The sequence below is a fragment of the Hyphomonas sp. genome (assembly GCF_041398385.1).
In the GTDB taxonomy this organism is placed as follows: domain Bacteria; phylum Pseudomonadota; class Alphaproteobacteria; order Caulobacterales; family Hyphomonadaceae; genus Hyphomonas.
In genome coordinates this window covers 43,000-66,508 of record NZ_JAWKUW010000002.1, presented here as the reverse complement: position 1 = coordinate 66,508, position 23,509 = coordinate 43,000, and the positions used below count along the sequence as shown (strand labels likewise).

At 64.2% G+C, this 23,509-nt stretch carries 26 protein-coding genes; 21 read left to right on the top strand and 5 right to left on the bottom strand.

Translation table 11 applies throughout. The features are described from left to right. Positions 1-174 precede the first annotated feature (174 nt). Both R3C13_RS05000 and R3C13_RS04995 read left to right on the top strand, forming a co-directional pair. Entirely contained in the window at positions 175-1,161 is a 987-nt protein-coding gene (locus R3C13_RS05000; RefSeq protein WP_371309712.1) for a 2-hydroxyacid dehydrogenase, read from the top strand. Between the two features lie 22 nt (positions 1,162-1,183). After that, on the top strand, positions 1,184-3,163 hold the full coding sequence (locus R3C13_RS04995; RefSeq protein WP_371309711.1) for an acyltransferase family protein: 1,980 nt from the start codon (positions 1,184-1,186) through the stop codon (positions 3,161-3,163). Positions 3,164-3,166: 3 nt separating this feature from the next. Here R3C13_RS04995 and R3C13_RS04990 read toward each other — a convergent pair whose 3' ends face one another. Continuing rightward, on the bottom strand, positions 3,167-3,697 hold the full coding sequence (locus R3C13_RS04990) for a phosphoribosyltransferase (RefSeq protein ID WP_371309710.1): 531 nt from the start codon (positions 3,695-3,697) through the stop codon (positions 3,167-3,169). After that, a complete protein-coding gene (locus R3C13_RS04985; protein WP_371309709.1) occupies positions 3,694-4,434 on the bottom strand; it encodes a zinc-ribbon domain-containing protein in 741 nt (246 codons plus the stop codon). Before R3C13_RS04985 ends, R3C13_RS04990 begins: the two co-directional genes overlap by 4 nt. A gap of 61 nt (positions 4,435-4,495) precedes the next feature. Between R3C13_RS04985 and ftsE the strand changes: the two genes are divergently transcribed. The 8 genes from ftsE (at position 4,496) to R3C13_RS04945 (ending at position 10,767) form a co-directional block, all read left to right on the top strand. Continuing rightward, positions 4,496-5,254, top strand: a complete 759-nt coding sequence (gene ftsE, locus R3C13_RS04980) for a cell division ATP-binding protein FtsE (protein WP_371309708.1) — start codon at positions 4,496-4,498, stop codon at positions 5,252-5,254. Further along, positions 5,254-6,123 carry a cell division protein FtsX gene (locus R3C13_RS04975; protein ID WP_371309707.1) on the top strand — a complete coding sequence of 290 codons (870 nt, stop codon included), beginning with the start codon at positions 5,254-5,256 and terminating at the stop codon, positions 6,121-6,123. The genes ftsE and R3C13_RS04975 overlap by 1 nt, the downstream gene beginning before the upstream one ends. Continuing rightward, positions 6,120-6,704, top strand: coding sequence for a YdcF family protein (locus R3C13_RS04970; RefSeq protein WP_371309706.1), 585 nt, complete (start codon positions 6,120-6,122; stop codon positions 6,702-6,704). Before R3C13_RS04975 ends, R3C13_RS04970 begins: the two co-directional genes overlap by 4 nt. Before the next feature lie 18 nt (positions 6,705-6,722). Then, complete coding sequence (locus R3C13_RS04965) at positions 6,723-7,469, top strand: lysophospholipid acyltransferase family protein (protein WP_371309705.1); 747 nt, start codon at positions 6,723-6,725, stop codon at positions 7,467-7,469. Positions 7,470-7,493: 24 nt separating this feature from the next. Continuing rightward, the gene (locus R3C13_RS04960; protein ID WP_371309704.1) at positions 7,494-8,513 is read left to right on the top strand and encodes a DUF2125 domain-containing protein; all 1,020 of its coding nucleotides are present in this window, start codon (positions 7,494-7,496) and stop codon (positions 8,511-8,513) included. Between the two features lie 5 nt (positions 8,514-8,518). After that, positions 8,519-9,151, top strand: a complete 633-nt coding sequence (locus R3C13_RS04955; protein WP_371309703.1) for a DNA-3-methyladenine glycosylase — start codon at positions 8,519-8,521, stop codon at positions 9,149-9,151. Positions 9,152-9,297: 146 nt separating this feature from the next. Continuing rightward, positions 9,298-9,861 carry an HNH endonuclease gene (locus tag R3C13_RS04950; protein WP_371309702.1) on the top strand — a complete coding sequence of 188 codons (564 nt, stop codon included), beginning with the start codon at positions 9,298-9,300 and terminating at the stop codon, positions 9,859-9,861. Between the two features lie 84 nt (positions 9,862-9,945). Continuing rightward, positions 9,946-10,767, top strand: coding sequence for a UDP-2,3-diacylglucosamine diphosphatase (locus R3C13_RS04945; protein ID WP_371309701.1), 822 nt, complete (start codon positions 9,946-9,948; stop codon positions 10,765-10,767). On the opposite strand, the gene R3C13_RS04940 is transcribed toward R3C13_RS04945, so the two are convergent. After that, complete coding sequence (locus R3C13_RS04940; protein ID WP_371309700.1) at positions 10,764-11,111, bottom strand: hypothetical protein; 348 nt, start codon at positions 11,109-11,111, stop codon at positions 10,764-10,766. The two genes, R3C13_RS04945 and R3C13_RS04940, sit on opposite strands and share 4 nt — an antisense overlap. A gap of 258 nt (positions 11,112-11,369) precedes the next feature. On the opposite strand from R3C13_RS04940, the gene R3C13_RS04935 reads away from it, so the two are divergent. From R3C13_RS04935 to R3C13_RS04910, 6 genes are all read left to right on the top strand, one after another. Continuing rightward, a complete protein-coding gene (locus R3C13_RS04935; protein ID WP_371309699.1) occupies positions 11,370-14,117 on the top strand; it encodes a helicase-related protein in 2,748 nt (915 codons plus the stop codon). Positions 14,118-14,119: 2 nt separating this feature from the next. Beyond that, positions 14,120-14,401 carry an RNA-binding S4 domain-containing protein gene (locus tag R3C13_RS04930; protein WP_371309698.1) on the top strand — a complete coding sequence of 94 codons (282 nt, stop codon included), beginning with the start codon at positions 14,120-14,122 and terminating at the stop codon, positions 14,399-14,401. Beyond that, positions 14,398-14,829 carry a TerB family tellurite resistance protein gene (locus R3C13_RS04925; protein WP_371309697.1) on the top strand — a complete coding sequence of 144 codons (432 nt, stop codon included), beginning with the start codon at positions 14,398-14,400 and terminating at the stop codon, positions 14,827-14,829. Before R3C13_RS04930 ends, R3C13_RS04925 begins: the two co-directional genes overlap by 4 nt. A gap of 86 nt (positions 14,830-14,915) precedes the next feature. Further along, positions 14,916-15,257: a ferredoxin FdxA gene (fdxA, locus tag R3C13_RS04920; RefSeq protein WP_371309696.1), complete on the top strand. Its 342-nt coding sequence runs from the start codon at positions 14,916-14,918 to the stop codon at positions 15,255-15,257. Between the two features lie 253 nt (positions 15,258-15,510). Continuing rightward, entirely contained in the window at positions 15,511-16,035 is a 525-nt protein-coding gene (locus tag R3C13_RS04915; protein WP_371309695.1) for a CarD family transcriptional regulator, read from the top strand. 254 nt (positions 16,036-16,289) lie between these two features. Continuing rightward, the gene (locus tag R3C13_RS04910; protein ID WP_371309694.1) at positions 16,290-16,559 is read left to right on the top strand and encodes a hypothetical protein; all 270 of its coding nucleotides are present in this window, start codon (positions 16,290-16,292) and stop codon (positions 16,557-16,559) included. A 40-nt stretch (positions 16,560-16,599) separates the two neighbouring features. Here the strand turns inward: R3C13_RS04910 and R3C13_RS04905 are convergent, their stop codons facing one another. Both R3C13_RS04905 and R3C13_RS04900 read right to left on the bottom strand, forming a co-directional pair. Further along, a complete protein-coding gene (locus tag R3C13_RS04905; RefSeq protein ID WP_371309693.1) occupies positions 16,600-17,004 on the bottom strand; it encodes a hypothetical protein in 405 nt (134 codons plus the stop codon). A gap of 142 nt (positions 17,005-17,146) precedes the next feature. Then, complete coding sequence (locus R3C13_RS04900) at positions 17,147-18,715, bottom strand: fatty acid--CoA ligase (protein WP_371309692.1); 1,569 nt, start codon at positions 18,713-18,715, stop codon at positions 17,147-17,149. A gap of 174 nt (positions 18,716-18,889) precedes the next feature. Here R3C13_RS04900 and R3C13_RS04895 point away from each other — a divergent pair, with 174 nt between their 5' ends. The 5 genes from R3C13_RS04895 (at position 18,890) to R3C13_RS04875 (ending at position 23,475) form a co-directional block, all read left to right on the top strand. Further along, positions 18,890-19,735 (top strand): DUF2785 domain-containing protein, encoded by an 846-nt coding sequence (locus tag R3C13_RS04895; protein ID WP_371309691.1) that lies wholly within the window; start codon positions 18,890-18,892, stop codon positions 19,733-19,735. A gap of 27 nt (positions 19,736-19,762) precedes the next feature. Further along, complete coding sequence (locus R3C13_RS04890) at positions 19,763-21,049, top strand: glutamate-5-semialdehyde dehydrogenase (protein WP_371309690.1); 1,287 nt, start codon at positions 19,763-19,765, stop codon at positions 21,047-21,049. A 5-nt stretch (positions 21,050-21,054) separates the two neighbouring features. Continuing rightward, entirely contained in the window at positions 21,055-21,639 is a 585-nt protein-coding gene (locus R3C13_RS04885; RefSeq protein ID WP_371310117.1) for a nicotinate-nucleotide adenylyltransferase, read from the top strand. Next, positions 21,636-22,379, top strand: coding sequence for a ThiF family adenylyltransferase (locus R3C13_RS04880; RefSeq protein ID WP_371309689.1), 744 nt, complete (start codon positions 21,636-21,638; stop codon positions 22,377-22,379). The genes R3C13_RS04885 and R3C13_RS04880 overlap by 4 nt, the downstream gene beginning before the upstream one ends. Before the next feature lie 79 nt (positions 22,380-22,458). Beyond that, positions 22,459-23,475, top strand: a complete 1,017-nt coding sequence (locus tag R3C13_RS04875; RefSeq protein ID WP_371309688.1) for an alpha/beta fold hydrolase — start codon at positions 22,459-22,461, stop codon at positions 23,473-23,475. Positions 23,476-23,509 lie beyond the last annotated feature (34 nt).

The window sequence follows — 23,509 nt, the reverse complement described above, 5'->3', positions numbered from 1 at the left end:
TCTGAGGGGCGGCTGCCTGTTTCTCAGGCAATCCGTAGTTTCCGCAAGTGGCGCGACAAGATTCCACGCCTGTCGCAATTGCTGGAAAAATGTTCGGCATTGGCGTTCCTGCAGGGCTTTGCTAAGGCCCCTAGCTGGACGCAATTTTTTGCACGGAATTTTCGAAGGGTGCCCATGCCGGGAAAGAAGCTGAAGATCGTCGTCACCCGCAAGCTGCCGGCCCCGGTGGAATTGCGGATGAAGGAATTGTTCGACGCACGCCTCAACGAGGACGACCACCCCTTCAGCCAGGACGAACTGGTCGAGGCGATGCAGACGGCCGATGTGCTGGTGCCCACCGTGACCGATCACCTCGACGGGCGCGTGATGGCCCGCGCCGGCGAACAGCTGCGCCTGATCGCCCAGTTCGGCGCCGGCGTCGACAATATCGACGTGCAGAGCGCCGTGCAGCGCGGCATCACCGTGACCAACACGCCGGGCGTCCTGACCGACGACACGGCGGACGTCGCCATGGCGCTGATCCTCGCTGTGCCGCGCCGCCTGCATGAGGGCGCGCAGATCATGGATACAGGTGGTTTCGACGGCTGGACGCCGACCTGGATGCTGGGCCGCCGCCTCGCCGGCAAGCGCCTCGGCATCATCGGCATGGGCCGCATCGGCCAGGCGGTCGCCCGCCGCGCCAAGGCATTTGGCCTCCAGATCCACTACCACAACCGCAAGCCCGTCAGCGCACGGATCGAAGAGCTGCTGGAGGCGACCTATTGGGACAGCCTCGACCAGATGCTCGCCCGGATGGACATTGTCTCGATCAACTGCCCGCACACGCCGGCAACTTTCCACCTGATGAATTCGCGCCGGATCGACCTGATGAAGGAAGACGCCTTCATCGTGAATACGTCGCGCGGCGAAGTGATCGACGAGGCGGCGCTCGCGCGGGCGATCAAGGCGGGCAAGCTTGCCGGGGCCGGTCTCGACGTGTTCGAGCGGGAGCCGACCGTCAATCCCGAACTGCTGAACCTTCCCAATGTCCTGCTCCTGCCGCACATGGGCTCGGCCACGATCGAAGGCCGCGTCGAGATGGGCGAGAAGGTCATCATCAACATCAAGACCTTCGCTGACGGGCACCGCCCGCCAGATCGCGTGATTCCTGCCATCCTCTGAGGCCGTGATCCGGGACACGATTATGCAACCGGGTGACGCAGCAAGCGTGCTGCCCGGTAATGACAGCGCTTCGGGACGTGGAAAAGGGCGCGGGCATCCAGCGGGGCGGCGTGTCGACATCGACCTGCTCCGGGCCGTCGCCGTGCTTGCGGTGATCCTGTTTCATTTCGACGTGCCAGGCCTGAGCGGCGGGTTTCTCGGCGTCGACATGTTTTTCGTGATTTCAGGTTACCTGATCACGCTGCATATTCGTCAGAAGCTGGACGCGGGCAATTTCTCTTTCGTGAACTTCTATGCGCGGCGGATACGGCGATTGTTTCCGGCTTTGGCCGCCACGCTCGTGCTGACCGGGATCGGGGCCGTTCTGCTCCTGCCGGCTGCGCTGCTACAGAACTTTGCCCATTCCGCGATCGCTTCGTCGGCCTACGTATCAAACGTCTATTTCTGGTCGATTGCGGACTATTTCGATACGGACAGCGTCTACAAGCCGCTCCTCCATACATGGTCCCTGTCTGTCGAGGAGCAGTTCTACATCTTCTGGCCAATGGCCGTGCTGCTGTTCCACAGGCGGTATCTGACTCTCGTGATCGCCCTGGCCGGGATCGTATCGCTTCTCGGCGGCATGTATCCGGGCTTCTCGCCAACGACGGTCTTCTATCACTTTCCGTTCCGCGTCCATGAATTCGCCATCGGCGCGCTGGTCAGCGGGATTTCGTTTGCGCGCCTGCCACGCCCTGTCGGAGCAGTTCTCGTGGCGGCGGCTATTCCGGCGATTGCCTGGGGGCTCGTTGCAACCGATGGGCATTCCGCATTTCCGGGATGGGGCAGCGGGGCGGTCATTCTCGGAACGGCACTCATGATTGCCGTGTCGCATCCGCTCCTGAACCGGGACTGGATGGTCTTCCGGCCTTTCCTGCGCATCGGCCTGATCTCCTATTCGGCCTATCTCGTTCACTGGCCGCTCGTCGTTTTCTACAAGATCTCCAGGCCCGGCCCGCTGAATGCGCCGGAGATCGCCGTGTTGCTTGGCGTGACTCTCGTCCTTGCGGAGATCTTGTACCGGCTGGTGGAACAACCGGCCTCAAAGGTGAAGCTGCCGCGCTTCCGGTATGCCATTATCGCCATGGCGCCCGTGATGTTGATCGGCGCGCTGGGCTTCAACCAGGCCTATCCGGTGATCCGGCAGCAAATGGCCACGCACCAGCCTGCCGGAACGGAAGTGGCCACAGTGGCGCAGGTTCTGGACGGAATTCAGGATCGCCGGGCCGTCCGCGACCTGGCAGAGCAGGAAATCCGGGAAAAGGCCACCGGCGTGCTGGCCGCGGACCGGAAAGTGATTGCCGTGCTCGGCGATTCGCATGCGGTCGATGTCTCGCTCGCGCTCCGGCTCGCGCTTGGGGACGACCATGCAAACGTCGTCCTGATCCACAGTATCTGCGATCCGCTGACGCTCGACAGCATTACGGTGTCGATGGACGAGCTCTACAAATCCCACTCTCAGGACAAGACGCGGGAGGAGGGCTATTGTTATCCCCAGCATGCGGACCTTCTGAACAAGGTTGAGCAGGCCGCGCCGGATCTCGTGATCTTCTCCGAGGCCTGGCGCCCCGATGCGTTGCCGTACCTCGGCAAGACACTGGAAGACATCAAGGCGGCGGTGCCGGCGCAGATTCTTGTGCTCGGCCGTGTGCCGCAATTTATGGGCTCGCCGGATGTGATCTTCCGCGACGCCGATACGCTCCAGCAGGTGAACCAGTTTGCCTGGAATCGGCGCTACAAGACCTTCGACGATCTCGATACCCTTCTGTCCAGCATGGCGGGTGAGGCCGGGGTCGCCTTCATTTCGAAATGGGATCTCGTCTGCCCGGATGATCTTTGCGACATGGTGATAGGGTCCGAGCTTGGGTATACCGACGCCCAGCACTGGTCGCTTGCCGGCATGAAACTGTATGGAGGCCGGCTTGGGGCCGATCCGGTCTTTCGGCAGGCCCTGTCGGAATAGGGCTCAGTCCAGCGCGCCGATATAGGGCAGGCCGCGATACTTGCCGGCGTCATCCATGCCATAGCCGACGAGATAGCGGCCCGGCGCGTCGAAGGCGCAGAAATCGACGCCGTTGTCGCCGCGCGGGGCCCATGGTTTCTGCGTCAGGGCGCAGGTGATGACCTCGCGCGCGCCCTTGGCGATCAGGTGGTGCTTGGCGAATTCCAGCGTGCGCCCGGTGTCGAATACATCATCCAGAAGCAGCACGCCGCGATCCTTCACGGGACGCGACAGGTCTGCCCGCACGGCGACCCGGCCGGAGCTTTCGCGGGCGTCGCGATAGGATTCCAGCCAGATCACATCCAGCATCGGGTGCACGCCCCGCCGGGCGAGGGCCTTCATCAGGTCGGTGGTGAACGGGGTGGCGCCGATCAGGATAGAGACGATCGTCCAGTCGCCGGCGAGTTTCGGGGCGAGCCGGTCGGCAAGCTCCTCGATCTTGGCCATCAGCTCCGCTTCCGGGACGAGGACTTCGATCTTCGGGTCACCACTCATTCGATATTGCCTTCCGAATCTTCGCTGACATCGACCACTTCGGTCTCCGGTTCCGGTTCCGGCGCGGGGACCGGGGCAGGCGGCCGCTCGGCGCCGATCTTGTCTTCCAGCGACAGTTCGATCTCGAAGCTTTCCATCGGCGCCTGCTCCAGCACGACCTGGAAAGTGCCATGGGCGCCCGGCTGCAGGCGGGCCGGCGTGATCGAGCCATACTTGGTCGCGACGACCCGTCCGCGCTCGTCCATCAGCTCGACCTTGACCAGCGGCGTCTCGACCGTGGTGCGTGCAACGTTCAAGGCGCGGCCGGACACGGTGACGACCGGGATCGTGTCATTGAAGGTACGCGAGCGTTCGATGGCCTCGAACTCGATACCGAACCGGTTGACGGTAAAGCCGGTCAGCTTGTAGGCGGCGGCCGCCTGCGGCCAGACCTTCACCACGTCATTGCGGAACACGATGGCCGCAACGCCCAGCGAGAAAAAGGCCGCGGCCATGACCAGCCAGGAAATGAGGGCGGCGGCGCGGCTTTTCTGCCGGCGCTGCTCGCGCACCCGCTCGCGGTAGATCTCGTGCGCGGCCACGGGGGAGGCGGGGCTGGCCGCGTCAACCGCGAGGCCGGTCGGCCCGACGAACCAGGAATGGCCGCAAGCCGCACATTTTACAGTGCGCCCGCTTTCACCGATTGTTGAGTCATCGGCGAAATACTGGGTCTCACAGCTTGGGCAGGTGAGGATCATCCTTGGTCTTTCCCGCAATTCGCCCCAATAATCCAGCCATCCGAGCCGACTGACGGAGCCGATGACCCTTTCGAGACTCGATCTCTTCGACGATGTCGCTGTGCGCCTGGACCATGTGTCGCTCCGCTACGACACATCGGACGACGTTCTTAGCGGCATTGATCTGACCCTGAAACAGGGTTCTTTCAGCTTCCTTACCGGAGCCTCGGGCGCCGGCAAGTCGAGCCTGCTGAAACTGTTGTACCTGGCGCTGAAGCCGACGGAAGGGGAGGTCAGCCTGTTCGGCCGCCCGACCAGCCGGCTTGCGCGCGACCAGCTCTCGGCCCTGCGCCGCCGGATCGGGGTCGTGTTCCAGGAATTCCGGCTGCTGGACCACCTCACCGCCTACGAAAACGTCGCCCTGCCGCTGCGCGTGGTGGGCCGGAAAGAGGCGGACTACCGGCCGGACGTGGAAGAACTGCTGACCTGGGTCGGCCTCGGCAAGCGGTTGCATGCGCGCCCACATACGCTTTCTGGTGGTGAGCAACAGCGCGTCGCCATTGCCCGCGCCGTTGTGACCCAGCCGGACATCATCATCGCCGACGAGCCGACCGGGAACGTCGACCCCGAAATGGGCGCCCGCCTGATGCGCCTCTTCCTCGAGCTCAACAAGCGCCGCGGCACGACGGTCATCATCGCCACGCATGACCTTGGCCTGGTCCGGCAGGTGAATGCGCCGGTCTACCGGCTGACCAATGGCCTGCTGGTGCAGGATGTCGAGTTCGGCACCGGCGCGGGCCGCCGCCGGACCGACCCTGTGCGCGTGCCGGAGGACGAGTGATGGCCCGCGAGACACCCCTCCTGCCGGTCGAGGATGCGCGCGAAATGGCGCTGTTCTTCGTCGTCGCCGCGCTCTGCTTCCTTGCCTCGCTGGCCGCCCTGACGGCAAAGTCCACCTATGGCGCGGCCAAGAGCTGGACGGCGGAAGTGGAAGGGGAGCTGACTGTGACCCTGCAGGATGTCGACCGGCGCGCGGCGGAAGATGCCCGCAAACTGATCGAGAAGGTCACGGGCGTGCGCTCGGCGCATGTGCTGACCAAGGAAGAGATCGACGAGTTGCTGGCGCCGAATTTCGGCAATCGCGGCCTGCCGGACAGCCTGCCGCTGCCGCAGCTGGTGGCGGTGACGGCCGACCCGCTGGCGCCGGACCTCGGCCCGACGCTGGAGCGGACCCTCGCCGAAGCGGGCTATGACAGCGCAGTGGATGAGCATGCCGACTGGGCGGGCGATGTGCGCCGGATGCTGGGCATCGCAAGGCTCGTCGCGCTGACCGCCGTGGCCTTGCTGGTCTCGACGGCCATTGCGGTCATCGCCTTTGCGACTCATGCGGCGCTGCTGGCACGCCGGGACATTGTCGACGTGTTGCACCTGTCGGGTGCGCGCGACCGGTTCATTGCCACCCTGTTCGAACGGCGCTTCTGGATCCTCGGCCTCAGGGCCGGGGCGGTCGGGGCGCTGCTGGCCCTTGGCGCGGCCGCCGCCACCATTTTCGCGGTCAAGGCGCATGGCGCGCGCACCGGCCTGCTGCCGGAACTCAGCCTCGACTTCACAGACCTTGTCGTCCTGGTGCTGACGCCGGTCATCGCCGGCCTTGCCGCGCGGATCGCCGCGCGGGTGACCGTCATCCGGTCGCTGAAGAGCGTGATGTGAGCCGGCGGCGGCGCAAGGGCATATCGGGCTTTGCCTGGCTTCTGGCGCTGATCGTCCTCGGCGCGCTGGCGGCTGACTTCCTTCTGTTTACCCAGCGGGCCACGGGCCTGAAACCGGACCCTGCCGCCCATGCCGATGCCATCGTGGCGCTGACTGGCGGATCGGGCCTCAGGATCGCGGAAGGCGTGAAACTGGTGGCCGAGGGGCGGGGCGAGCGGCTCCTGATTTCCGGCGTCAATCCGGATGTGACGCTGCAGGATCTCATAGACCTTGCCGGCGGCGACGCGCAGGTCTGGGCCTGCTGTGTAGACCTCGGCTATGTCGCGGAAACCACGCTTGGCAACGCCGACGAGACGGCGGCCTGGGCCTATGAGCATGACTATGACGAGCTGATCGTCGTCACCTCCGATTATCACATGGCGCGCAGCCTGATCGTGCTGGAGGAAGCCATGCCGGACATCGCCCTTACGCCCTGGCCGGTGCGCACCGTGATCGATCCGTCGCGGATCTGGTCCCATCCAAAATCCCTAAAGGGGGTTTTCATGGAATGGGCGAAGTGGCGGGTGACGACGCTCGAATGATTGGTTAAGCCCGGCGCCATGCGGTTTGTGACCTCCCTTCTGTTTGTGATCTGGATGTACGGCTGGATGGGCCTTCTCGGCATCCTGTTCCTGCCGGCATTGCTGTTGCCGCGGGCGGCGGTGCTGTTCGGCATCCGCACCTTCACGCGGATGGTGCGCATCGGCCTGAAGCTGATCTGCGGGATCGACACCGAGATCCGGGGCCTCGAACACATGCCCACGGGCCCGGTCATTTATGCGGGCAAGCACCAGTGCATGTACGACGTCTTCATCCCCTTCCTGGTGATGAAAGACCCGGCGATCATCATGAAGCGGGAACTGCTCTGGTATCCGGTCCTCGGCTGGTACGCTCTCAAGGCCGCGATGATCCCGATTGACCGGGCAGGAACGACGAAGACGCTGAAAGCCATGGTGGCCGAAGCGAAAAAGCGGGCCGAAGCCTACCGCCAGATCGTGATCTTCCCGGAAGGGACGCGGCGGGCACCGGGCGCACCGGCGGATTACCATGCCGCCGGCATTGCCGCCCTTGCCAAGGCGATCGAGGCGCCCGTGGTGCCTGTGGCAACGAATGCGGGCCTCTGCTGGCCGGGACGGGGCCTGATGCGCCGGCCGGGCCGCGTCGTTTACGAGATTCTGCCGCCCCTGCCGGCCGGCCTTCCACGCAAGGACCTCATGGCGCGGCTGGAAGCGGCGCTGGAGCCCGCAACGGAAGCTCTTGTGAAGGAAGGGCTTGCCGTGCAGGGTCGCGACCTGCCGACCGGCTGAGTTCAACTGCTTTCAGGATTCCAGATGGCCAAATCCCATTCGACGCAGAAGAGATCCCGCTTCTGGCTGTTCTTTCCGTTCATCCTTGCCGCGATCGCCATTGGTGGCTGGTGCGGCTGGTGGTTCCTTGCCAGCACCAAGGTCAATCAGGCGGTCGACAAATGGATCGCCGAACAGCCGGGGCAAGGGGCCGAGTTCACCTATGCCTCGAAGAGCCTGACCGGCTTTCCCTTCCGGTTCGATGTGCAGTTCGACAAGCCGCACTATCGCGCCACGGACGGACATGTCTGGGAAGGCGACCATGTCCAGTTCGTGATGCAGGCCTGGAAATTCCAGCATGTGATCGCCCGGGCGCCGGGCCATAATGTGCTGACCACGCCGCTTGGCATCCGCAACAGCTTCGACCTCGACGAGACCGCCGCCGCGAGCCTGTCCTGGACAGCAGAAGGCCCGAAGCGGATCGGCGCGCAATCCGGCGAGGCAAGCGTGATCCTGAATGGGGCGGCCTATGAGATTTCCGGCCTCAGCCTCAACTTCGCGCCGCGCGACGAGTCACCCGACGACCTGATGCTGGCGGTGCAGTGGGACAAGGTCACGCTGGAGGCAGCGCCGCAGGCTGCGCCCTATCTGGGCACGGAGCTTGGGCCGTCGCGCCTGATCGGCGAAGTGCGCAATTTCTTCCCGGCCTATACGCGCGCCGGGGGCGAGATCCGGGATGTCTGGGGCGAGCTTCTGACCATCGGCGGCGATGTCGAGGTGGCCCAGCTGCTGCTGGACTGGGGCCCGATGGATCTTGGCGGGCAGACCAATCTGACGCTTGAGGGTGGCCGGGCGAACGGCGCGATCAAGGTGCGGCTGGAAGATGCCGCCGCGCTGAAGGAAGCGATGATCGCCGCCGGCCGCTGGGGCACGATGGAGCAGACGCTGATCGGCACGATCGAGCCAGCCTCGCGCGACAATGGCTTCCTGACACTCTCGGTGATCGACAGCAATATCTTTGCCGGCCCTGTGCCTGTTGGCAAGCTGCCAGGCTCCGGCCTGTGACACGCATGACGCCTCGCAAGCTGAAAGCGGCTTGCGAGGAGCTGGCCCGGCGCGACATTGCGCTGGAACGGGCCTACCGGGTTGTCAGGGTGCCCGAGTGGCGCAAGGGCGACGCCACATATGCCGTTCTGGCGAAGATGATCGCCTACCAGCAGATCACGACAAAGGCGGCGACGACCATCTGGGGCCGGGTCGAGGATTTCCTGGGCGAGGTGACGCCGGAGGCGGTGCTGGCGTGCGACCAGGAAGCGTTGCGCGCCTGCGGCCTGTCGCGCCCGAAGCTCGCCCACCTCAATTCGATTGCCGAGGCGGTCGTCTCCGGTGCGCTGAACCTAGAGCGCGTGGCGGCGGCGGAGATTGATTCGGCGCGGGCAGAAATGCTGGCCGTGCGGGGCATTGGCCCATGGACCGCCGATTTGTTCCTGCTCTACGCGGCCCGAAACATGGACGCGTTTCCGGCCGGCGATGTCGGCCTGATGGAGGCGCACAAGCGCCTTGGCGGCTACACGACACGCATGACGAACAAGGAATTTTCCGATTGGGCAGAGCGATGGCGGCCCTACCGGGGCGTGGCGGCGCACCTGCTCTGGGGCTGGCTGAATGCCGAGCGGGCAAAGACCGGCCAGCCGCCTGCCTGAACGCCCTGTGACCCCGCCGCGCCTTGCAAATACAGTGAGGTGTCATATTCTTGTAGCGGGAATCGCCTATCCGATGGGCGAAGGAACAAGGAGCGCCGTCTTCAGGATCTTTCTGGTTTCAAGTCTTCGCCGGATGGGGGGTCATCATGGCTGAGATCATAACGGCCCCGCCCAGCGGACGGCCGGCACTGGTTCTGAATGCCGATTACCGGCCACTTTCCTACTATCCGCTGTCGCTCTGGCCCTGGCAGGAAGTGGTGAAAGCCGTCTTCCTCGACCGTGTCGATATCATCGCCGAATACGATTATGTGGTGCGCTCTCCAAGTACGGAATTCCGCCTTCCGAGCGTCATTGCCCTGCGCGATTTCGTGCGCCAGGACCGACCGCCCGCCTTCACGCGCTTCAACGTGTTCCTGCGCGACGGGTTCGAATGCGCCTATTGCGGCTCCGGTGAGCATCTGACGTTCGACCATGTGGTGCCGCGCTCCAAGGGCGGGCGCACCAGCTGGGAGAACATCGTCGCCGCCTGCAGCCCGTGCAATCTGCGCAAGGGCAACAAGCTGCTGCACCAGACCGACATGCACCTCCTGAAGCGGCCCTTCCGCCCGAACAATTACCAGCTGCAGGACACCGGCCGCCGCTTCCCGCCCAACCATTTGCATGAGACGTGGATGGACTATCTCTACTGGGATGTGGAACTGGAGGGCTGATTAACCATCCGCCCACTGCGATTGTTACAAAACCGCAGAAAAGCCGTCATAAATCCTGTATGAAATCAGTCTATCCGCCTGCGGATGACGTCGTCTTTTCCGAAATCGCGCCCTGATTACCGGGCGATCTTCATTTCCGATGTGCACCTCGGCAGCGCCGGGTGCCAGGCGGTGGCACTGTGCCAGTTCCTGAAGACGCATACGAGCGAACAGCTCTACCTGGTCGGTGACATCATCGATGGCTGGCGCCTGCGGAAAAAATGGTTCTGGCCGCAGTCGCACACCAACGTCATCCGCCGTATCCTGACGGCCGCCAAGCGCGGCACGGAAGTCACCTATATCATCGGGAACCATGACGAGTTCCTGCGCGCCTTCCTTCAGTTCCGTCTCGCTTTCGGCGATATCAGCGTCAAGAACCGCGCCCTGCATGAGGGCGAGGACGGCAAGCGCTACCTTGTCGTGCATGGCGACATGTTCGACGGCATGATGCGCACCGACCGCAAATGGATCATGCACCTTGGCGACCATGCCTATAATTTCCTCCTCTGGGCGAACACCAAGCTCAACGCCGTGCGCCGGTGGATGGGCCTGCCTTACTGGTCGCTCTCGGCGGCGCTGAAGAAGCGCACCAAGCGGGCGCTGAACCATATCCACAATTTCGAGGGCCATGTGGCGGACTATTGCCGCCGCAAGGGTTTCGACGGTGCGATCTGCGGCCACATCCATGTCGCCGAAATGCGCGACATCGACGGCATCACCTACATGAATGACGGCGACTGGGTGGAAAGCTGCACGGCGCTGGTCGAGCACCATGACGGCCGCTGGGAAGTCCTCCACTTCCAGCCCCACGAAGTGAAAGAGGCCGAGCCCGTCGCGAAGGAAGCCCGCATCCGCGCCGTCGCCTAGTTCGGCGTGTTCGCCACGCAGGCTTTCGCGCGGGCAAGGATTTCGTCGCCCGTCACCGTATCCATCAGCTCGCCCCGGCGCAGGTTCAGCGCCTTGAACGCGTCCGGCTCGGACACGCCCTCCGGCACGGCATAGGCGTTGAGGTGCGTCATCGCCGCGATCAGCACCTGCGCCTGGAAATCCCCGTCGGCGGGCAGCACGCCGTCCGCAATCAGCCGGTCGGCCGCGCTGATCAATGCGGCGCAATCAAGCGGGCCGTCGCCGGTCGCAGCGGGCGCGGCATTGTCTGCCGCCGGGCTGCAGGCGGTAAGGGCGAGAAGGGCGGCGACGATGGCAAGGCGCATTGGATGTCTCTCTGATTTCCGGTTGCCATTGTAGCAAGGGTTTCACCGGATTGCGAAGGGGCGCCCGATGCGTTTCCTCCCTCGCTTGCGGGGGAGGTGGCAGACGGCGCAGCCGGCTGACGGAGGGGGAAAACCGGACGTGCGGCAGGCGCCCCCTCCGTCCGCTCCGCGGCCACCTCCCTCGTGAACGGGGGAGGATGAGGCGAGACTTTTCCTCGCCCGCTTGACTTCCCCGCCTCTCCCGGCCACGTCCTGCCGATGACTTCCTCCCTGAAGGCCATTCTTGGCCCCACCAATACCGGCAAGACGCATTACGCCATCGAGCGCATGATTGCGCATGGCACGGGCATGATCGGCCTGCCGTTGCGCCTTCTGGCGCGCGAAGTCTATGACCGCGTGGTCGAGCGGCGGGGCGCGGCCAGTGCGGCGCTGATCACGGGGGAGGAGCGGATTGTTCCGTCCACGGCGCGTTACTTCATCTGCACGGTCGAATCCATGCCGGTGGAGCTGCGTGCCGATTTCGTCGCCATTGACGAAATCCAGCTCGCCGAAGACGAGGACCGCGGCCACATCTTCACCGACCGCATTCTCAATCTGCGCGGTAATCATGAGACGCTGCTGCTCGGTTCCGACACGATGCGCGCCATCCTGCGCGACCTGAAACTCGGTGCCGAAGCGGAGTTTCGCGAGCGGTTTTCAGACCTCCGTTATTCCGGCCATACCAAGATCACCAAGCTGCCGAAGCGGACCGCTGTCGTCGCCTTCAGCGCGGACGAGGTTTATGCCATCGCCGAACTGCTCCGCAGGCAGAAGGGTGGGGCGGCTGTGGTGATGGGGGCGCTCAGCCCCCGCACGCGCAATGCCCAGGTCGCCATGTACCAGTCCGGCGAGGTGGATTACATCGTCGCCACGGATGCGATTGGCATGGGGCTCAACCTCGATGTCGACCGGGTCGTGTTCGCCTCGCGCTCGAAATTCGACGGGCGGCGGCACCGCCTGCTGTCGACGGCCGAATGCGGTCAGATTGCGGGCCGTGCCGGCCGCTTCCGCAGCGATGGCGAATTCGGCGAGACGGCCGACTGCCCGCCCTTCGAGGAAGAACAATGGCGCGCCATCGAGGAGCACCGCTTCGACCCGGTGGACCATATCCAGTGGCGCAGTTCCGACCTCGACTTCTCGTCGCTGAAGACGCTGATCCGCAGCCTCGAAAAACCGTCCGGACACCCCGCATTGATCCACACGCCGCACGCGCTGGACGAATGGATCCTCCGCCGGATGAGCGAAGACGGCCATATTGGGCCGGATGTGACCGGCGCGCGCCATGTGAAGCGCCTCTGGGATCTCGCGCGCCTGCCGGATTTCCGCAAGACCGGGCCGGAAGGCCATGGCCGGCTCGTGCTCGGCCTTGCCGAAACGCTGAAGGACCCGGATGCCCGCCTGTCGGATGACGGCATGCGCCGGCGTCTTGAAGACCTCGCCTCGACGCAGGGTGATATCGCCCGGTTGCAGCAAAGGCTTGCGAATATCCGCACCTGGACGTATGCGGCCAACCGGCCCGACTGGCTTGCGAACCCTCCTTATTGGCAGGAAAAGACCCGCGAGATAGAAGACGCCTTGTCGGACGCGCTGCATGAAGCGCTGACGGCGCGGTTTGTGGACCGAAGGACAACGGCGCTGCTCGCCAGCCTCAAAAAGGAAGATGCACTCGTGACCGATCTGACGCCCGAAGGCGATGTGACCGTGGAAGGCCATGTCGTCGGACGCCTGAAAGGCCTGACCTTTGAACCCGTCCTCGACGCCCGAACGCTGGAAGGCAAGGCCGTGCGCAATGCCGCGACCGCTGCCATCCGCCCCATGCTGCTGAAGCGCCTTGCCGAAATCACCGGCGCGGCTGCCGACGCCTTCCGGCTGACCGATGAAGGCACGATCGAACATCAGGGCGCTGTGGTCGGAACGCTGGCCAAGGGCCCGATCTGGATGGTGCCGCGCGTCGACGTGGTCGGCGCCATGGAAACCGAACCGCACGATCGCGAACCTGCCCGCGCCCGCATGGAAGAGTGGATGCGCGGCGAGATCGCGCGCGTGCTGCCGACGCACTGGAAACTGGTTGCCGAGAAATCCGGCGAGGCGCTGGAAGGCCTGCCGCGGGGCCTTGCCTTCCGCGTGCTGGAAAGCGGCGCCGCGGTGGACCTTCGCAATGACGAACAGGCCGTGCGCCTGACGCCGGAACAGCGCGAGGCGCTGAAGGGCATCGGCATCCGCGCAGGCCGCGTGGCCGCGCATGTGCCGGACGCGCAGAAGCCGGCCGCCCAGCGCATGATCGCCATCCTGCGTGCGATCCATGCCGGCGAGGGCTTCCCGCTGGCCCCGGAAGGGGCGGGCTCGTTCGCGCTCGACGGCACCTGGCCGGAAGAGGCGCTCGCCTCGAACGGCTATCTCCGCTTCGGAAAGCGCGCGGTGCGCGCCGACCTTGCCGAGCGGCTCGGATGGGAATTGTCGAAGCGCCGCCGTGAGGCGGACAAGTCGGTCTTCGCCATCCCGATGGACCTTGCCTCGGTCGTCTCCTGTCCGGCGGATGACTGGCCGGCCGTGCTCAAGGGCTTCGGCATCGCCCCGGCGGAGAAGGACAAGGAAACCGGCGCCGTGACGCTCTGGCGCTATGCCTCGCGCTCGCGTCCGGACGATGCCGCGCCGCGCGGGCGCAAGCGCGACGACCGGGCACCTGAGGGTCAGCAAGGTCAACGCAAAGGGCGCGGGGAGTCACATAAACCCACCTCCGCGGTCAACAAATCGCGCGGTCCGTCCAACAGGGGTGGCGGGGATAAACGCGGCTATCAGGCAAGCCGCCGCCAGCCCGATCCGGACAGCCCGTTTGCGGCGCTCGCAGCCCTGCTGCCGCCGGCGCCGCCGCCCCATCAGAAGAAAAAGCGCAATCCGAAGGGCAAGGGTGGCGGGTCCAAACCTGCCGCCGATGCTGCAGGTTTCGTCTACAAGCCGTTTCGCTGAGTATGGACGGCACGCTGCGCCTCGACATCTGGCTGTGGCGGGCACGCTTCTTCAAGACACGCACCCTCGCGGCCGACCATTTGCGCGGCCGTGGCGCCCGGCTCACCCATAACGGCCAGACCCGGCGCATCGACAAACCCGCAACCGCCATTACAGCCGGCGATATTGTCACCCTTGTCCGGGGGGCGCATATATCCACCATCGAGATCCTGGATCTCGGCACCCGCCGCGGCCCGCCGGCCGAAGCGCAGGCGCTCTACAGACTGCTCGAAGGAGAAACATGATGAAATTCAGGGATCTCTTTCGCAGCAAGACGCCCGCCGAGAAGGATATGGACCCGCATCTCGCCGCGGCCGCCCTGCTGGTCGAAGCGGCGCTGGTGGACGGCGTCTATGTGAACATCGAAAGCGACATGATCGCCGAAATCCTGCTGGAAGCCTTCGACCTGGAAGCCGACAAGGTCGACGAGCTGATCGCGGAGGGTGAGACGCTCGCGGAAGAAGCGGTCGACACGTTCAATTTCACCCGCCACGCCAAGAAGCTGCCGATGGACAAGCGGATCGCGATTGTCGAAGGCCTCTACCGCGTCGCCCTTTCCGATGGCGAGCGCAGCGATGTGGAGGATGCCTTCATCCGGCAGGTCGCCTCGCTGCTCTACGTAGACGATATTGCGCGGGCCGGAGCGCGCCAGAGGGCGGAAGCGCGACATTAGCATTCCTGCGTATTCTACCGCATTGACACAGGGCTATGCGCGCGCCATTTCGCCCGTGCTGAATTCCTAAAAGAGGCCTTTCGCCTATGACTTATATCGTCGTCGATGCCTGCATCCGCTGCAAATACATGGACTGCGTCGAAGTTTGCCCGGTCGACTGTTTCTATGAGGGCGAGAACATGCTCGTCATTCATCCGGAAGAGTGCATCGACTGCGGCGTGTGCGAACCGGAATGCCCGGCCGAGGCCATCAAGCCGGATACCGAGGACGATCCGGACGGCAAATGGCTGAAGCTGAATTCGGACTATTCCAAGGTCTGGCCCAACATCACGCGGATGAAAGAGCCGCCTGCCGACCGGGATGAATTCGCAAAGATTACCGGCAAGCTGGAAAAGTACTTCAGCCCCAATCCCGGCACCGGCGACTGAGCAGACGGGGATAGCCCGTCAGGCGCTGTATCCATTGCAGATCTGAAGAAAAGTTAACGAATTCCGTGGGTTCGTTAACTTCACCTATGGTTAACTCCTGATGTGACCTGTTGAAATTCCTACAGATTTGTGTTAGACAGCAAGCTTGAGCGATAAGTAACGAAGAGCCGGATTTCCCAACTCAGACCGTAGACCTTGCGGACTGTGGTGGGTCACTTCGGCTCTAAATGCGTAGAAAAGGGCGATTACCGAAATGGCGAAAAAAGCAGCAGCTGCGGAACTGACGTTCGGGGTGGGTCAAAGCGTCGTTTATCCCGCACACGGGGTAGGAAAGATCACCAGCGTCGAGAAGCAGACTGTCGCCGGCATGGAGCTGGAAGTCTATGTTGTGGCATTCGACCAGGACAAGATGATCCTGCGCGTGCCGACCAATCGTGCTGAAGCGTCCGGTATGCGCGCCCTCGCCGGCTCGAAACTGGTCGACGACGCCCTCAAGACGCTCGGCGGCAAGGCCCGCATCAAGCGCACCATGTGGTCGCGCCGTGCCCAGGAATACGAAGCCAAGATCAATTCCGGCGACCTGATCTCGATTGCGGAAGTCGTGCGCGACCTTCACCGCGGCGATGACCAGCCGGAACAGTCCTATTCCGAGCGCCAGCTCTATGAGAGCGCGCTGGACCGGATGGCCCGCGAACTGGCGGCCGTCGAGAACATCGACAAGGCCGTGGCGATGGAGAAACTCGCCAAGTCGCTGGCCAAGAAAAAAGTTGCCGCCTGACGCCAGGACGGCTGACGGACATCATGCAGACGCCCCGCAGGTTCCGCCTGCGGGGCGTTTCTTTTGGCCGAATGTAAATGTGCCGGGGCCGGTTGTTTACGAAGCCGCGCTCTTCGCCCCTCTCTGTTAACCTTAATGAAAACCGTCAGAGGCACGATTTCCTCCGTCGCCGGATATTCCGTGCGGCACTTGGGTAAGCCCGCTGGACACGGACACAAAGTCCGGCAGGCGGGTCTGGGTGACAGGAGAATGAGATGCCCTATTCAGATATGCCGCTTCCGCCCGGCGCCCTTCTCGGGGCAGATGCCGGAGCCGAAGAGTTCTACCAGGCTGGCCTTGCCTGCGCGGCCGGGATCGATTCCGATATCGACCTCGTCTCGGCGCACAAATGGTTCAACCTCGCCGCTGCGCGTGGTCATGAAGACGCCAAGCTGCAGCGCCAGGAAATGGCCGACATGCTGACTTCGGAAGAAGTGAAGATTGCGCTGTCAGCGGCCCGCGACTGGCTGAAGCTGGCGCACTAAGCCAGGACCGATGCCTTGCTGATGACGGGCCGCCGAAGGTTCAGGCGGCCAGGGCGTAGGCGTCCAGCTGGCTCTTCAGGGGGCGGCGGAACACGAAGAACAGCACGATCACCGTCAGAGGGATGTCGACGAGCGTCATCAGGATGGCGGGCTGCGGAATGGCACCGAGGAACCAGTCGCCGATATAGACAAGGCCGAGGCCGAGCTTGCCGATCAGGGGCGCCCAGAGCAATTGACGAAAGCGGATCGGATCGTGCGCGACGATCGCGAACAGGATTCCGATACACACGATCAGTGCGCCGGTGATTTTCATCAGCGAGAGATCCGGCGCGAAGACGCCATGACCGACCAGGTCGGTCATGAATCCCGGAGCGATGTAGAGCGGTATGCCGATCGCCCAGCTGTATCCGGCAACCATCCAGAAAAAGAGTTTCCAGCCCTTCATTGCGGCCTCCTTGCTATGGACGTCCAGTGTCCGTCACATGGCGGGACAATACAAATCGACTTTGCCCATTAGGATTTGCAATTGATTCAGCTTAACCATGAGCATGCCTGTGCGCACACGGATGGCCGCGCTGAAAGGGGGATCATCCGATGCGGCGGGTGTGGCCCTTCCAGTAGGGTTCCCGCAGATCCTTGCGCAGGATCTTGCCTGACGGGTTGCGGGGCAGGGCGTCGATGAAATCCACCGATTTCGGGCATTTGTAGCCGGCGATCCGTTCTTTCGCCCAGGCGATGACGCTCTCCGGGGTGGGGTTCTGGTCCGGTTTCGCCACGATGATGGCCTTTACCGCTTCTCCCCATTTTTCGTCGGGAACGCCGATCACGGCAACGTCTGCGACGCCGGGATGTCCGAAGATCGCATTCTCGACTTCGGCCGGATAGACGTTTTCGCCGCCGGACACGATCATGTCCTTCACCCGGTCATGGATGAACAGGAAGCCGTCCTCGTCGAAATAGCCGGCATCGCCGGTGTGGAAGAAGCCGTTGCGGATCGCGTCCTCAGTTGCTTCCGGACGGTTCCAGTAGCCTTTCATGACATAGCCGGCCTTGATCACGATTTCGCCGACCTCGCCCGTGGGCACCGGATTTCCCTCGCTGTCGACGCATCGGATGATCGTGCCGGGATACGGCACGCCGCAGGAGCGCAGCTTGTTCCAGGACGGATTATGCGCTTCGGGCGGCAGGAAGGTTCCTGCACCGACCGTTTCCGTCAGGCCGTAAAGCTGGGTGAAGCGGGCGCCCATGATGTCCTGCGCTTCCAGCAGCAGGCTCTCGGTGATGGGAGAGGCGCCGTAGAAAACCTGCTTCAGGCTCGACCAGTCGATGTCGCGCACATTCCGCTGCTGGGTCAGCATCAGGATGACGGCTGGCACCCAGAAGGCGTGCTGGACGCCCTGTTCCTCGACGAGCTTCAGGATCAGCTGCGGGTCGATCTCGCGAAGGACCACGGTGCGCGCGCCCTGGATCGAGCCGAGGATGCCGAGATTGACACCCGCGACATGGAACAGCGGCATGGCATTCATCACCACGTCGCCGGCATCATAGCTGGACCATTCCAGCAGCCGGGCCTGCTCAAATAGTTCCCGGTAATTGAGATTGGTCAGCTGCACGCCCTTGGGCAGGCCGGTTGTGCCGGATGTATAGAGCTGGAGGACATCGTCGTCGTTCTTCGGCTGCAGGCCGGGGGAGGCGGCGTCCTGCGCATCGCGCCAGCTGGCATAATCCGGCCAGTCGGCATGGCCGCCATCAATGGCGACGATCTGGGTCAGATCGGGCAGTTCCTCGCGGATCTGCTCGACCATGGCGTAAAACTCCTTGCCGACGAACAGGACTTTCGCGCCGGCATCGGAGAGAATGAACGTCACTTCCGGTGCGGCGAGGCGCGTGTTCACCGCTGTCATCACGGCGCGGGCTTTGGCGCAGCCATAGAGCATCTCGTAATATTGCGAGGTGTTCTTGGCGAGATAGCCCACCCGGTCCTGCGGTGCCACGCCGAGCGCGATCAGGCCATTGGCGACCTGGCTCGACCGGGTGTCCAGATCCCGGAAGCTCGTGGAATCGCCCTCAAACCAGAACGCCACCTTGTCCGGACGCAGCCCGGCCTGGACGCGTGGCACATCCGCCAGAAACGGCATCGCGTCGACGTCGATCATGTTTTCCTCCGCAGGTATTCTTTTCTTTGAAGTGAGTTTAGTGCCTTCCGGGCGCTTGTCAGCCCGCGTCGCAGCGGCAAGGCTGAAAGGACCCTGCAGATGGAGGTGTCCTTGATCCGGCTATTTTCAGTGCTCTTCAGCCTTGTCATTGTGGCTTGCGCCGGTACGCCTGAAATGTCTCCCGCTCCGGCGTGTGCGTCAGCCGCACGGTTTGCGGGCGAGGGCAAGGCGCGTGTGGCGGCGCTGTCAGAACTGCCAGCCAATGAACGGGCTGAGGTGGCGCTCGATATGGTCGCCTGCCTCGAACATCCGGATCCCAGGGTTCGGGACGGTTTCGCCTATGAAACCTATGCCGCGATAATGCGCGGCGGGTTGCTGGACGAAACCGGGCTGAGGGCGCTGAAGGCGGCCCTGCTCGACGAACTGGCCGCAGCCGGGGGCGACCCTGCCGGCTTTCGCGGGCCGTTTGCTGCGCTGATCCTGTCGGAAGTGGTGCGGACCGACAGGATCACGCCCTGGATGACGGGGGAGGAGCGCGGCGAATTGGTGGCCGCGGCAGCGGCTTATATGTCCGGACTTGCCGATTACCGGGGCTATTCCGATACCGATGGCTGGCGCCATGGCGTGGCGCACACGGCGGACATTTTCCTGCAATTGTCGCTGAATGAGGCGCTGACGCGGGACGAGGCCGATGCAATTCTGGCAGTGATCGCGGTGAAGGCCGGGACGTCGGACCATGCCTATATCTTCGGAGAACCGGAGCGGCTGGCCGCGCCGGTGTTGTACCTCAGCCGGCGGGGGCTCCTCACGCCGGAAGAGTGGACGGACTGGTTCATGGGCCTCTGGCCCGAGGACGATCCCTTGCGGGAGGTGGCCTATGCGTCCGCGGCCGCGCTGGCCCGCAAGCACAACCTCACCGCCTTTGCAGAATCGGTCTACGTGTCGGCCGACGTAAGCGGGGATGAGGCGTTTGCGCCCGTGGGTGCGGCGTCGCTCGCGTTTATCCGGTCCTTGCCCTGAGACACGTCTTGCGGCAGTTGAATGCCCATGACCGTCCACACGCCCCCGCCGAATGCCGATCTTGCCGAAACCTTGCTGGCCATGGGCCGCAAGGCACGGGCAGCCTCGCGCGCGCTGGGCAAGGCGACGGCGGCTGACCGCACGCGCGGCCTGAAAGCGATTGCCACCGCGATCCGGGCGGCCGCGCCGGACATTCTTGCGGCGAATGCGGCAGACATGGAGGCCGGGCGCACCAAAGGCCTCGATGCAGCGATGCTCGACCGGCTGGCGCTCGACGCGGCGCGGCTCGAAGGCATTGCGAAAGGGGTCGAAGCCGTGGCGGCGTTGCCCGACCCGATCGGCAAGGAGCTTGCCCGCTGGACCGTGCCGAGCGGGCTCGACATCGCCCGTGTGGCGGTGCCGCTAGGTGTCATCGGCATCATCTATGAGAGCCGCCCGAACGTCACGGCTGATGCCGGAGCGCTCTGCATTCGTTCGGGCAATGCAGCGATCCTGCGTTGCGGTTCTGAAAGCGCGCGCTCTTCGCGGGCGCTGGTCGACGCAATGCGCCGTGCCCTGACGGACGAGGGCTTGCCTGCGGATGCGGTGCAATTGGTCCCGACGCAGGACCGGGAGGCTGTCGGCCACTTGCTGGCCGGACTTGACGGTCAGGTCGATGTCATCGTTCCGCGCGGCGGGCGCAGCCTAGTCGAGCGGGTGCAGATGGATGCCCGCGTGCCGGTGATCGGCCACCTCGAAGGCCTCTGCCATGTCTATGTCGACGGTGCAGCCGACCCGGACAAGGCGGTTGCGGTCGTCGTGAATGCCAAGATGCGCCGCACCGGCATCTGCGGGGCCGCGGAGACGCTGCTGGTCGACGCAGCAATTGCCGGAACTTTGCTGCCCGTGCTTGCCAGCGCGCTTTCAGAGGCTGGCTGCGAATTGCGTGGCGATGAGCGAGCCCGCGCCATCGTGCCGGCGATGAATGCCGCGACGGACAAAGATTGGTCTACGGAATATCTCGCGCCGATCCTGGCAGTTGCCGTGGTCGACGGCATTGACGGAGCGATTGCGCACATTGCGCGCTGGTCGTCCGGCCATACCGAAGCGATCCTGACAGAAGACCAGGCAGCGGCGGGCAGGTTCTTTGCCGAGGTCGACAGTGCCATCCTCCTGCACAATGCCTCAACCCAATTCGCCGATGGCGGCGAATTCGGCATGGGCGCGGAAATCGGGATCGCCACGGGCCGCATCCATGCGCGCGGACCGGTCGGCGCTGAGCAGCTGACCACCTACAAATATCTCGTACGTGGTACCGGACAGGTTCGTTCTTGAGGTCTGTGAAACTTCCGGGGCCGACAGCGGGCCTGCGCATCGGGCTGTTTGGCGGCAGCTTCAATCCCGCCCATTCTGGCCACCTGCATGTGGCGCAGACAGCGATGAAACGGCTGAACCTGGATTGGGTCTGGTGGATCGTCGCGCGGGGCAATCCGCTGAAATCCCAGCATGGGGATTTCGCGCAGCGGTTCGCCTCAGCCCGCAAGATCGCGCATGACCCGCGCATGATCGTCACCGATCTCGAAGCGCAGCTCGGCTTCACTTATTCCTGGCAAACCCTGTCGGCCATCGCGCAGCGTGCTCCGGGTGCGGATTTCGTCTGGATCATGGGCGCGGACAATATGGTGGGCTTCCATTACTGGCAGCGCTGGCAGGACATCGCCCGCCTGATGCCGATTGCGATTGTCGCCCGTCCCGGCGTCGGACCGGGCGCGCGCAACGCCCCGTTTGCCCGTATGTTCGAACTCCAGCGCCTGCCGGAGGTCATGGCGCCGCTGCTGCCCGGAATGGCGCCGCCAGCTTGGGTCTACCTCAAGGGACCACTGGACCCGTCTTCCTCGACGGCCATCCGCGAGGGCCGCGTATGAGCCTCAAGGCGGACGACATCGAGCGTCACAAGCGCCATATCCTGCTGAAGGAGATTGGCGGGCCGGGCGTTCAGAAGCTTCGGGCGGCGCATGTGTCGATCATCGGGGCAGGGGCGCTCGGCGGGCCATGCGCCCTCTATCTTGCGGCGGCAGGTGTTGGCCGGATCGAACTCTGGGACGATGACCGGGTCGAGCGATCGAACCTCCAGCGCCAGGTCCAGTTCGGCGAGTCGGATGTCAGCATGCTGAAGGTGGAAGCGCTCGCAACCCGGTTGCGCGCCATCGATCCGAACATCGAGATCGTCCCGAAGATTGCGCGGTTCGCTGACGGCGATTCGCCAGGCGGACAGATCCTGGTCGATGCCAGCGACAATTTTCCGACCCGCTATGCGTTGAACCGCCTTGCCCATGCGACGCGGCGCCCGATGGTGCATGGTGCGGCGGCCGGCTGGGCAGGCCAGGTCGGGGTCTTTGCCTCAGGCGTCGACGCGTCTGCGCCGTGCTACCGGTGCTGGGTGCCGGAGATGCCGCCAGATGCAGAAGCCTGCGACGAAGTCGGTGTCGTGGGAGCGGTCACAGGCATGGCCGGTGCGGCGATGGCGCTCGAAACCGTCAAGCTCATCACTGGCGCCGGAACGCCACTGATAGGCAGGTTGTTGCTCCTGTCGGGCCTCACGGGAGAGGCGCGCACGGTGTCTTTGCGGCGCGACCCGGCCTGTTCCGATTGCAGCGAAGCATGATAACGGTGTTTGACATGGTGCGGCTGCAGCGGCTTAGTCGCGCGAAATTTCAAGAACATACTGGGGAGTCCGACAGCTGATGCTGCGCCGTATTCTGTTCCTGCTTCTTGCCCTCGCGGCAGCCCTGACTGCGGGCTGGTATGCGCTCCAACGGGACGATATCGGCTATGACCGTCTCGAACTCGTCTACGGCAAACCCGACAGCCGGATCGCAACGCTGGAGAATGGCCTGCGCGTGCATTACCGCGACACCGGCCCGCGCAAGGCACCGGTCATTGTGCTGGTACACGGATTTTCTGCTTCCCTGCACACCTGGGACGCGTGGGTGTCGGACCTGAAGCGTGATTACCGGGTGATCGCGCTGGACCTGCCGGGCCACGGCCTGAGCACCTGCGGTGATGCCAGCGAGATCGGCGTGGACCAGTTTGTCGCGACGGTCGATGCGCTGACCACCAAGCTCGGTGTCGACCGCTTCGTCCTTGCCGGCAATTCCATGGGCGGGCGCACCGCGTGGAGCTATGCGCTGGCCCATCCGCAGCGGCTGGATGGGCTCGTCCTTGTCGACGCCTCGGGCTGGCCGCCGGAAGAGGCGGACAAGAAGTCCGAGCCGGTCGTGTTCCGGCTGCTCGCCAATCCGCTGGCCCGCAGGCTGATGAAGAACCTTGATTCGACCATGCTCGTCCGCTCGGGCCTCAAGGACAGCTTCTCCGACGACGCGTTCGTGACCGAGGAAATGGTCAATCGTTATGTCGCACTCGGCCGGGCGCCCTGTCACCGCGATGCGATCATGACGCTGAGTGCCGCGCGCGGGAAGGATGCGCCGGCAACGGCAGCGGGCCTCGCCGCGATCTCGGTGCCGACGCTCATTCTGCATGGTGAGGAAGACAATCTTGTGCCGGTCAGCGCAGGCAGGAAATTCGAGGCGGCCATCACCGGGTCCGAACTTGTCGTCTATCCGGCGACCGGGCACCTGCCACAGGAAGAGGTCGCCGCCCGCTCGGTGGCGGACCTGCGCGACTTCCTGGCGAGGCGCGTATTTGTCGAGGCAGAAGGGGCAGGCGCTGGCGCAACGAGCCCCAATGGGGCAGCGCACTGATCTGGCGCGCCGATAAGGGGTGACGGCCGCAAGG

What these genes read in the sequence shown, in the direction of transcription:
- R3C13_RS05000 (WP_371309712.1), top strand. Translation starts at nt 175, where the DNA reads ATGCCGGGAAAGAAGCTGAAGATCGTCGTCACCCGCAAGCTGCCGGCC.
- R3C13_RS04995 (WP_371309711.1), top strand. Translation starts at nt 1,184, where the DNA reads ATGCAACCGGGTGACGCAGCAAGCGTGCTGCCCGGTAATGACAGCGCT.
- R3C13_RS04990 (WP_371309710.1), bottom strand. Translation starts at nt 3,697, where the DNA reads ATGAGTGGTGACCCGAAGATCGAAGTCCTCGTCCCGGAAGCGGAGCTG.
- R3C13_RS04985 (WP_371309709.1), bottom strand. Translation starts at nt 4,434, where the DNA reads ATGATCCTCACCTGCCCAAGCTGTGAGACCCAGTATTTCGCCGATGAC.
- ftsE (WP_371309708.1), top strand. Translation starts at nt 4,496, where the DNA reads ATGACCCTTTCGAGACTCGATCTCTTCGACGATGTCGCTGTGCGCCTG.
- R3C13_RS04975 (WP_371309707.1), top strand. Translation starts at nt 5,254, where the DNA reads ATGGCCCGCGAGACACCCCTCCTGCCGGTCGAGGATGCGCGCGAAATG.
- R3C13_RS04965 (WP_371309705.1), top strand. Translation starts at nt 6,723, where the DNA reads ATGCGGTTTGTGACCTCCCTTCTGTTTGTGATCTGGATGTACGGCTGG.
- R3C13_RS04960 (WP_371309704.1), top strand. Translation starts at nt 7,494, where the DNA reads ATGGCCAAATCCCATTCGACGCAGAAGAGATCCCGCTTCTGGCTGTTC.
- R3C13_RS04955 (WP_371309703.1), top strand. Translation starts at nt 8,519, where the DNA reads ATGACGCCTCGCAAGCTGAAAGCGGCTTGCGAGGAGCTGGCCCGGCGC.
- R3C13_RS04950 (WP_371309702.1), top strand. Translation starts at nt 9,298, where the DNA reads ATGGCTGAGATCATAACGGCCCCGCCCAGCGGACGGCCGGCACTGGTT.
- R3C13_RS04945 (WP_371309701.1), top strand. Translation starts at nt 9,946, where the DNA reads ATGACGTCGTCTTTTCCGAAATCGCGCCCTGATTACCGGGCGATCTTC.
- R3C13_RS04940 (WP_371309700.1), bottom strand. Translation starts at nt 11,111, where the DNA reads ATGCGCCTTGCCATCGTCGCCGCCCTTCTCGCCCTTACCGCCTGCAGC.
- R3C13_RS04935 (WP_371309699.1), top strand. Translation starts at nt 11,370, where the DNA reads ATGACTTCCTCCCTGAAGGCCATTCTTGGCCCCACCAATACCGGCAAG.
- R3C13_RS04930 (WP_371309698.1), top strand. Translation starts at nt 14,120, where the DNA reads ATGGACGGCACGCTGCGCCTCGACATCTGGCTGTGGCGGGCACGCTTC.
- R3C13_RS04925 (WP_371309697.1), top strand. Translation starts at nt 14,398, where the DNA reads ATGATGAAATTCAGGGATCTCTTTCGCAGCAAGACGCCCGCCGAGAAG.
- fdxA (WP_371309696.1), top strand. Translation starts at nt 14,916, where the DNA reads ATGACTTATATCGTCGTCGATGCCTGCATCCGCTGCAAATACATGGAC.
- R3C13_RS04915 (WP_371309695.1), top strand. Translation starts at nt 15,511, where the DNA reads ATGGCGAAAAAAGCAGCAGCTGCGGAACTGACGTTCGGGGTGGGTCAA.
- R3C13_RS04910 (WP_371309694.1), top strand. Translation starts at nt 16,290, where the DNA reads ATGCCCTATTCAGATATGCCGCTTCCGCCCGGCGCCCTTCTCGGGGCA.
- R3C13_RS04905 (WP_371309693.1), bottom strand. Translation starts at nt 17,004, where the DNA reads ATGAAGGGCTGGAAACTCTTTTTCTGGATGGTTGCCGGATACAGCTGG.
- R3C13_RS04900 (WP_371309692.1), bottom strand. Translation starts at nt 18,715, where the DNA reads ATGATCGACGTCGACGCGATGCCGTTTCTGGCGGATGTGCCACGCGTC.
- R3C13_RS04895 (WP_371309691.1), top strand. Translation starts at nt 18,890, where the DNA reads ATGTCTCCCGCTCCGGCGTGTGCGTCAGCCGCACGGTTTGCGGGCGAG.
- R3C13_RS04890 (WP_371309690.1), top strand. Translation starts at nt 19,763, where the DNA reads ATGACCGTCCACACGCCCCCGCCGAATGCCGATCTTGCCGAAACCTTG.
- R3C13_RS04880 (WP_371309689.1), top strand. Translation starts at nt 21,636, where the DNA reads ATGAGCCTCAAGGCGGACGACATCGAGCGTCACAAGCGCCATATCCTG.
- R3C13_RS04875 (WP_371309688.1), top strand. Translation starts at nt 22,459, where the DNA reads ATGCTGCGCCGTATTCTGTTCCTGCTTCTTGCCCTCGCGGCAGCCCTG.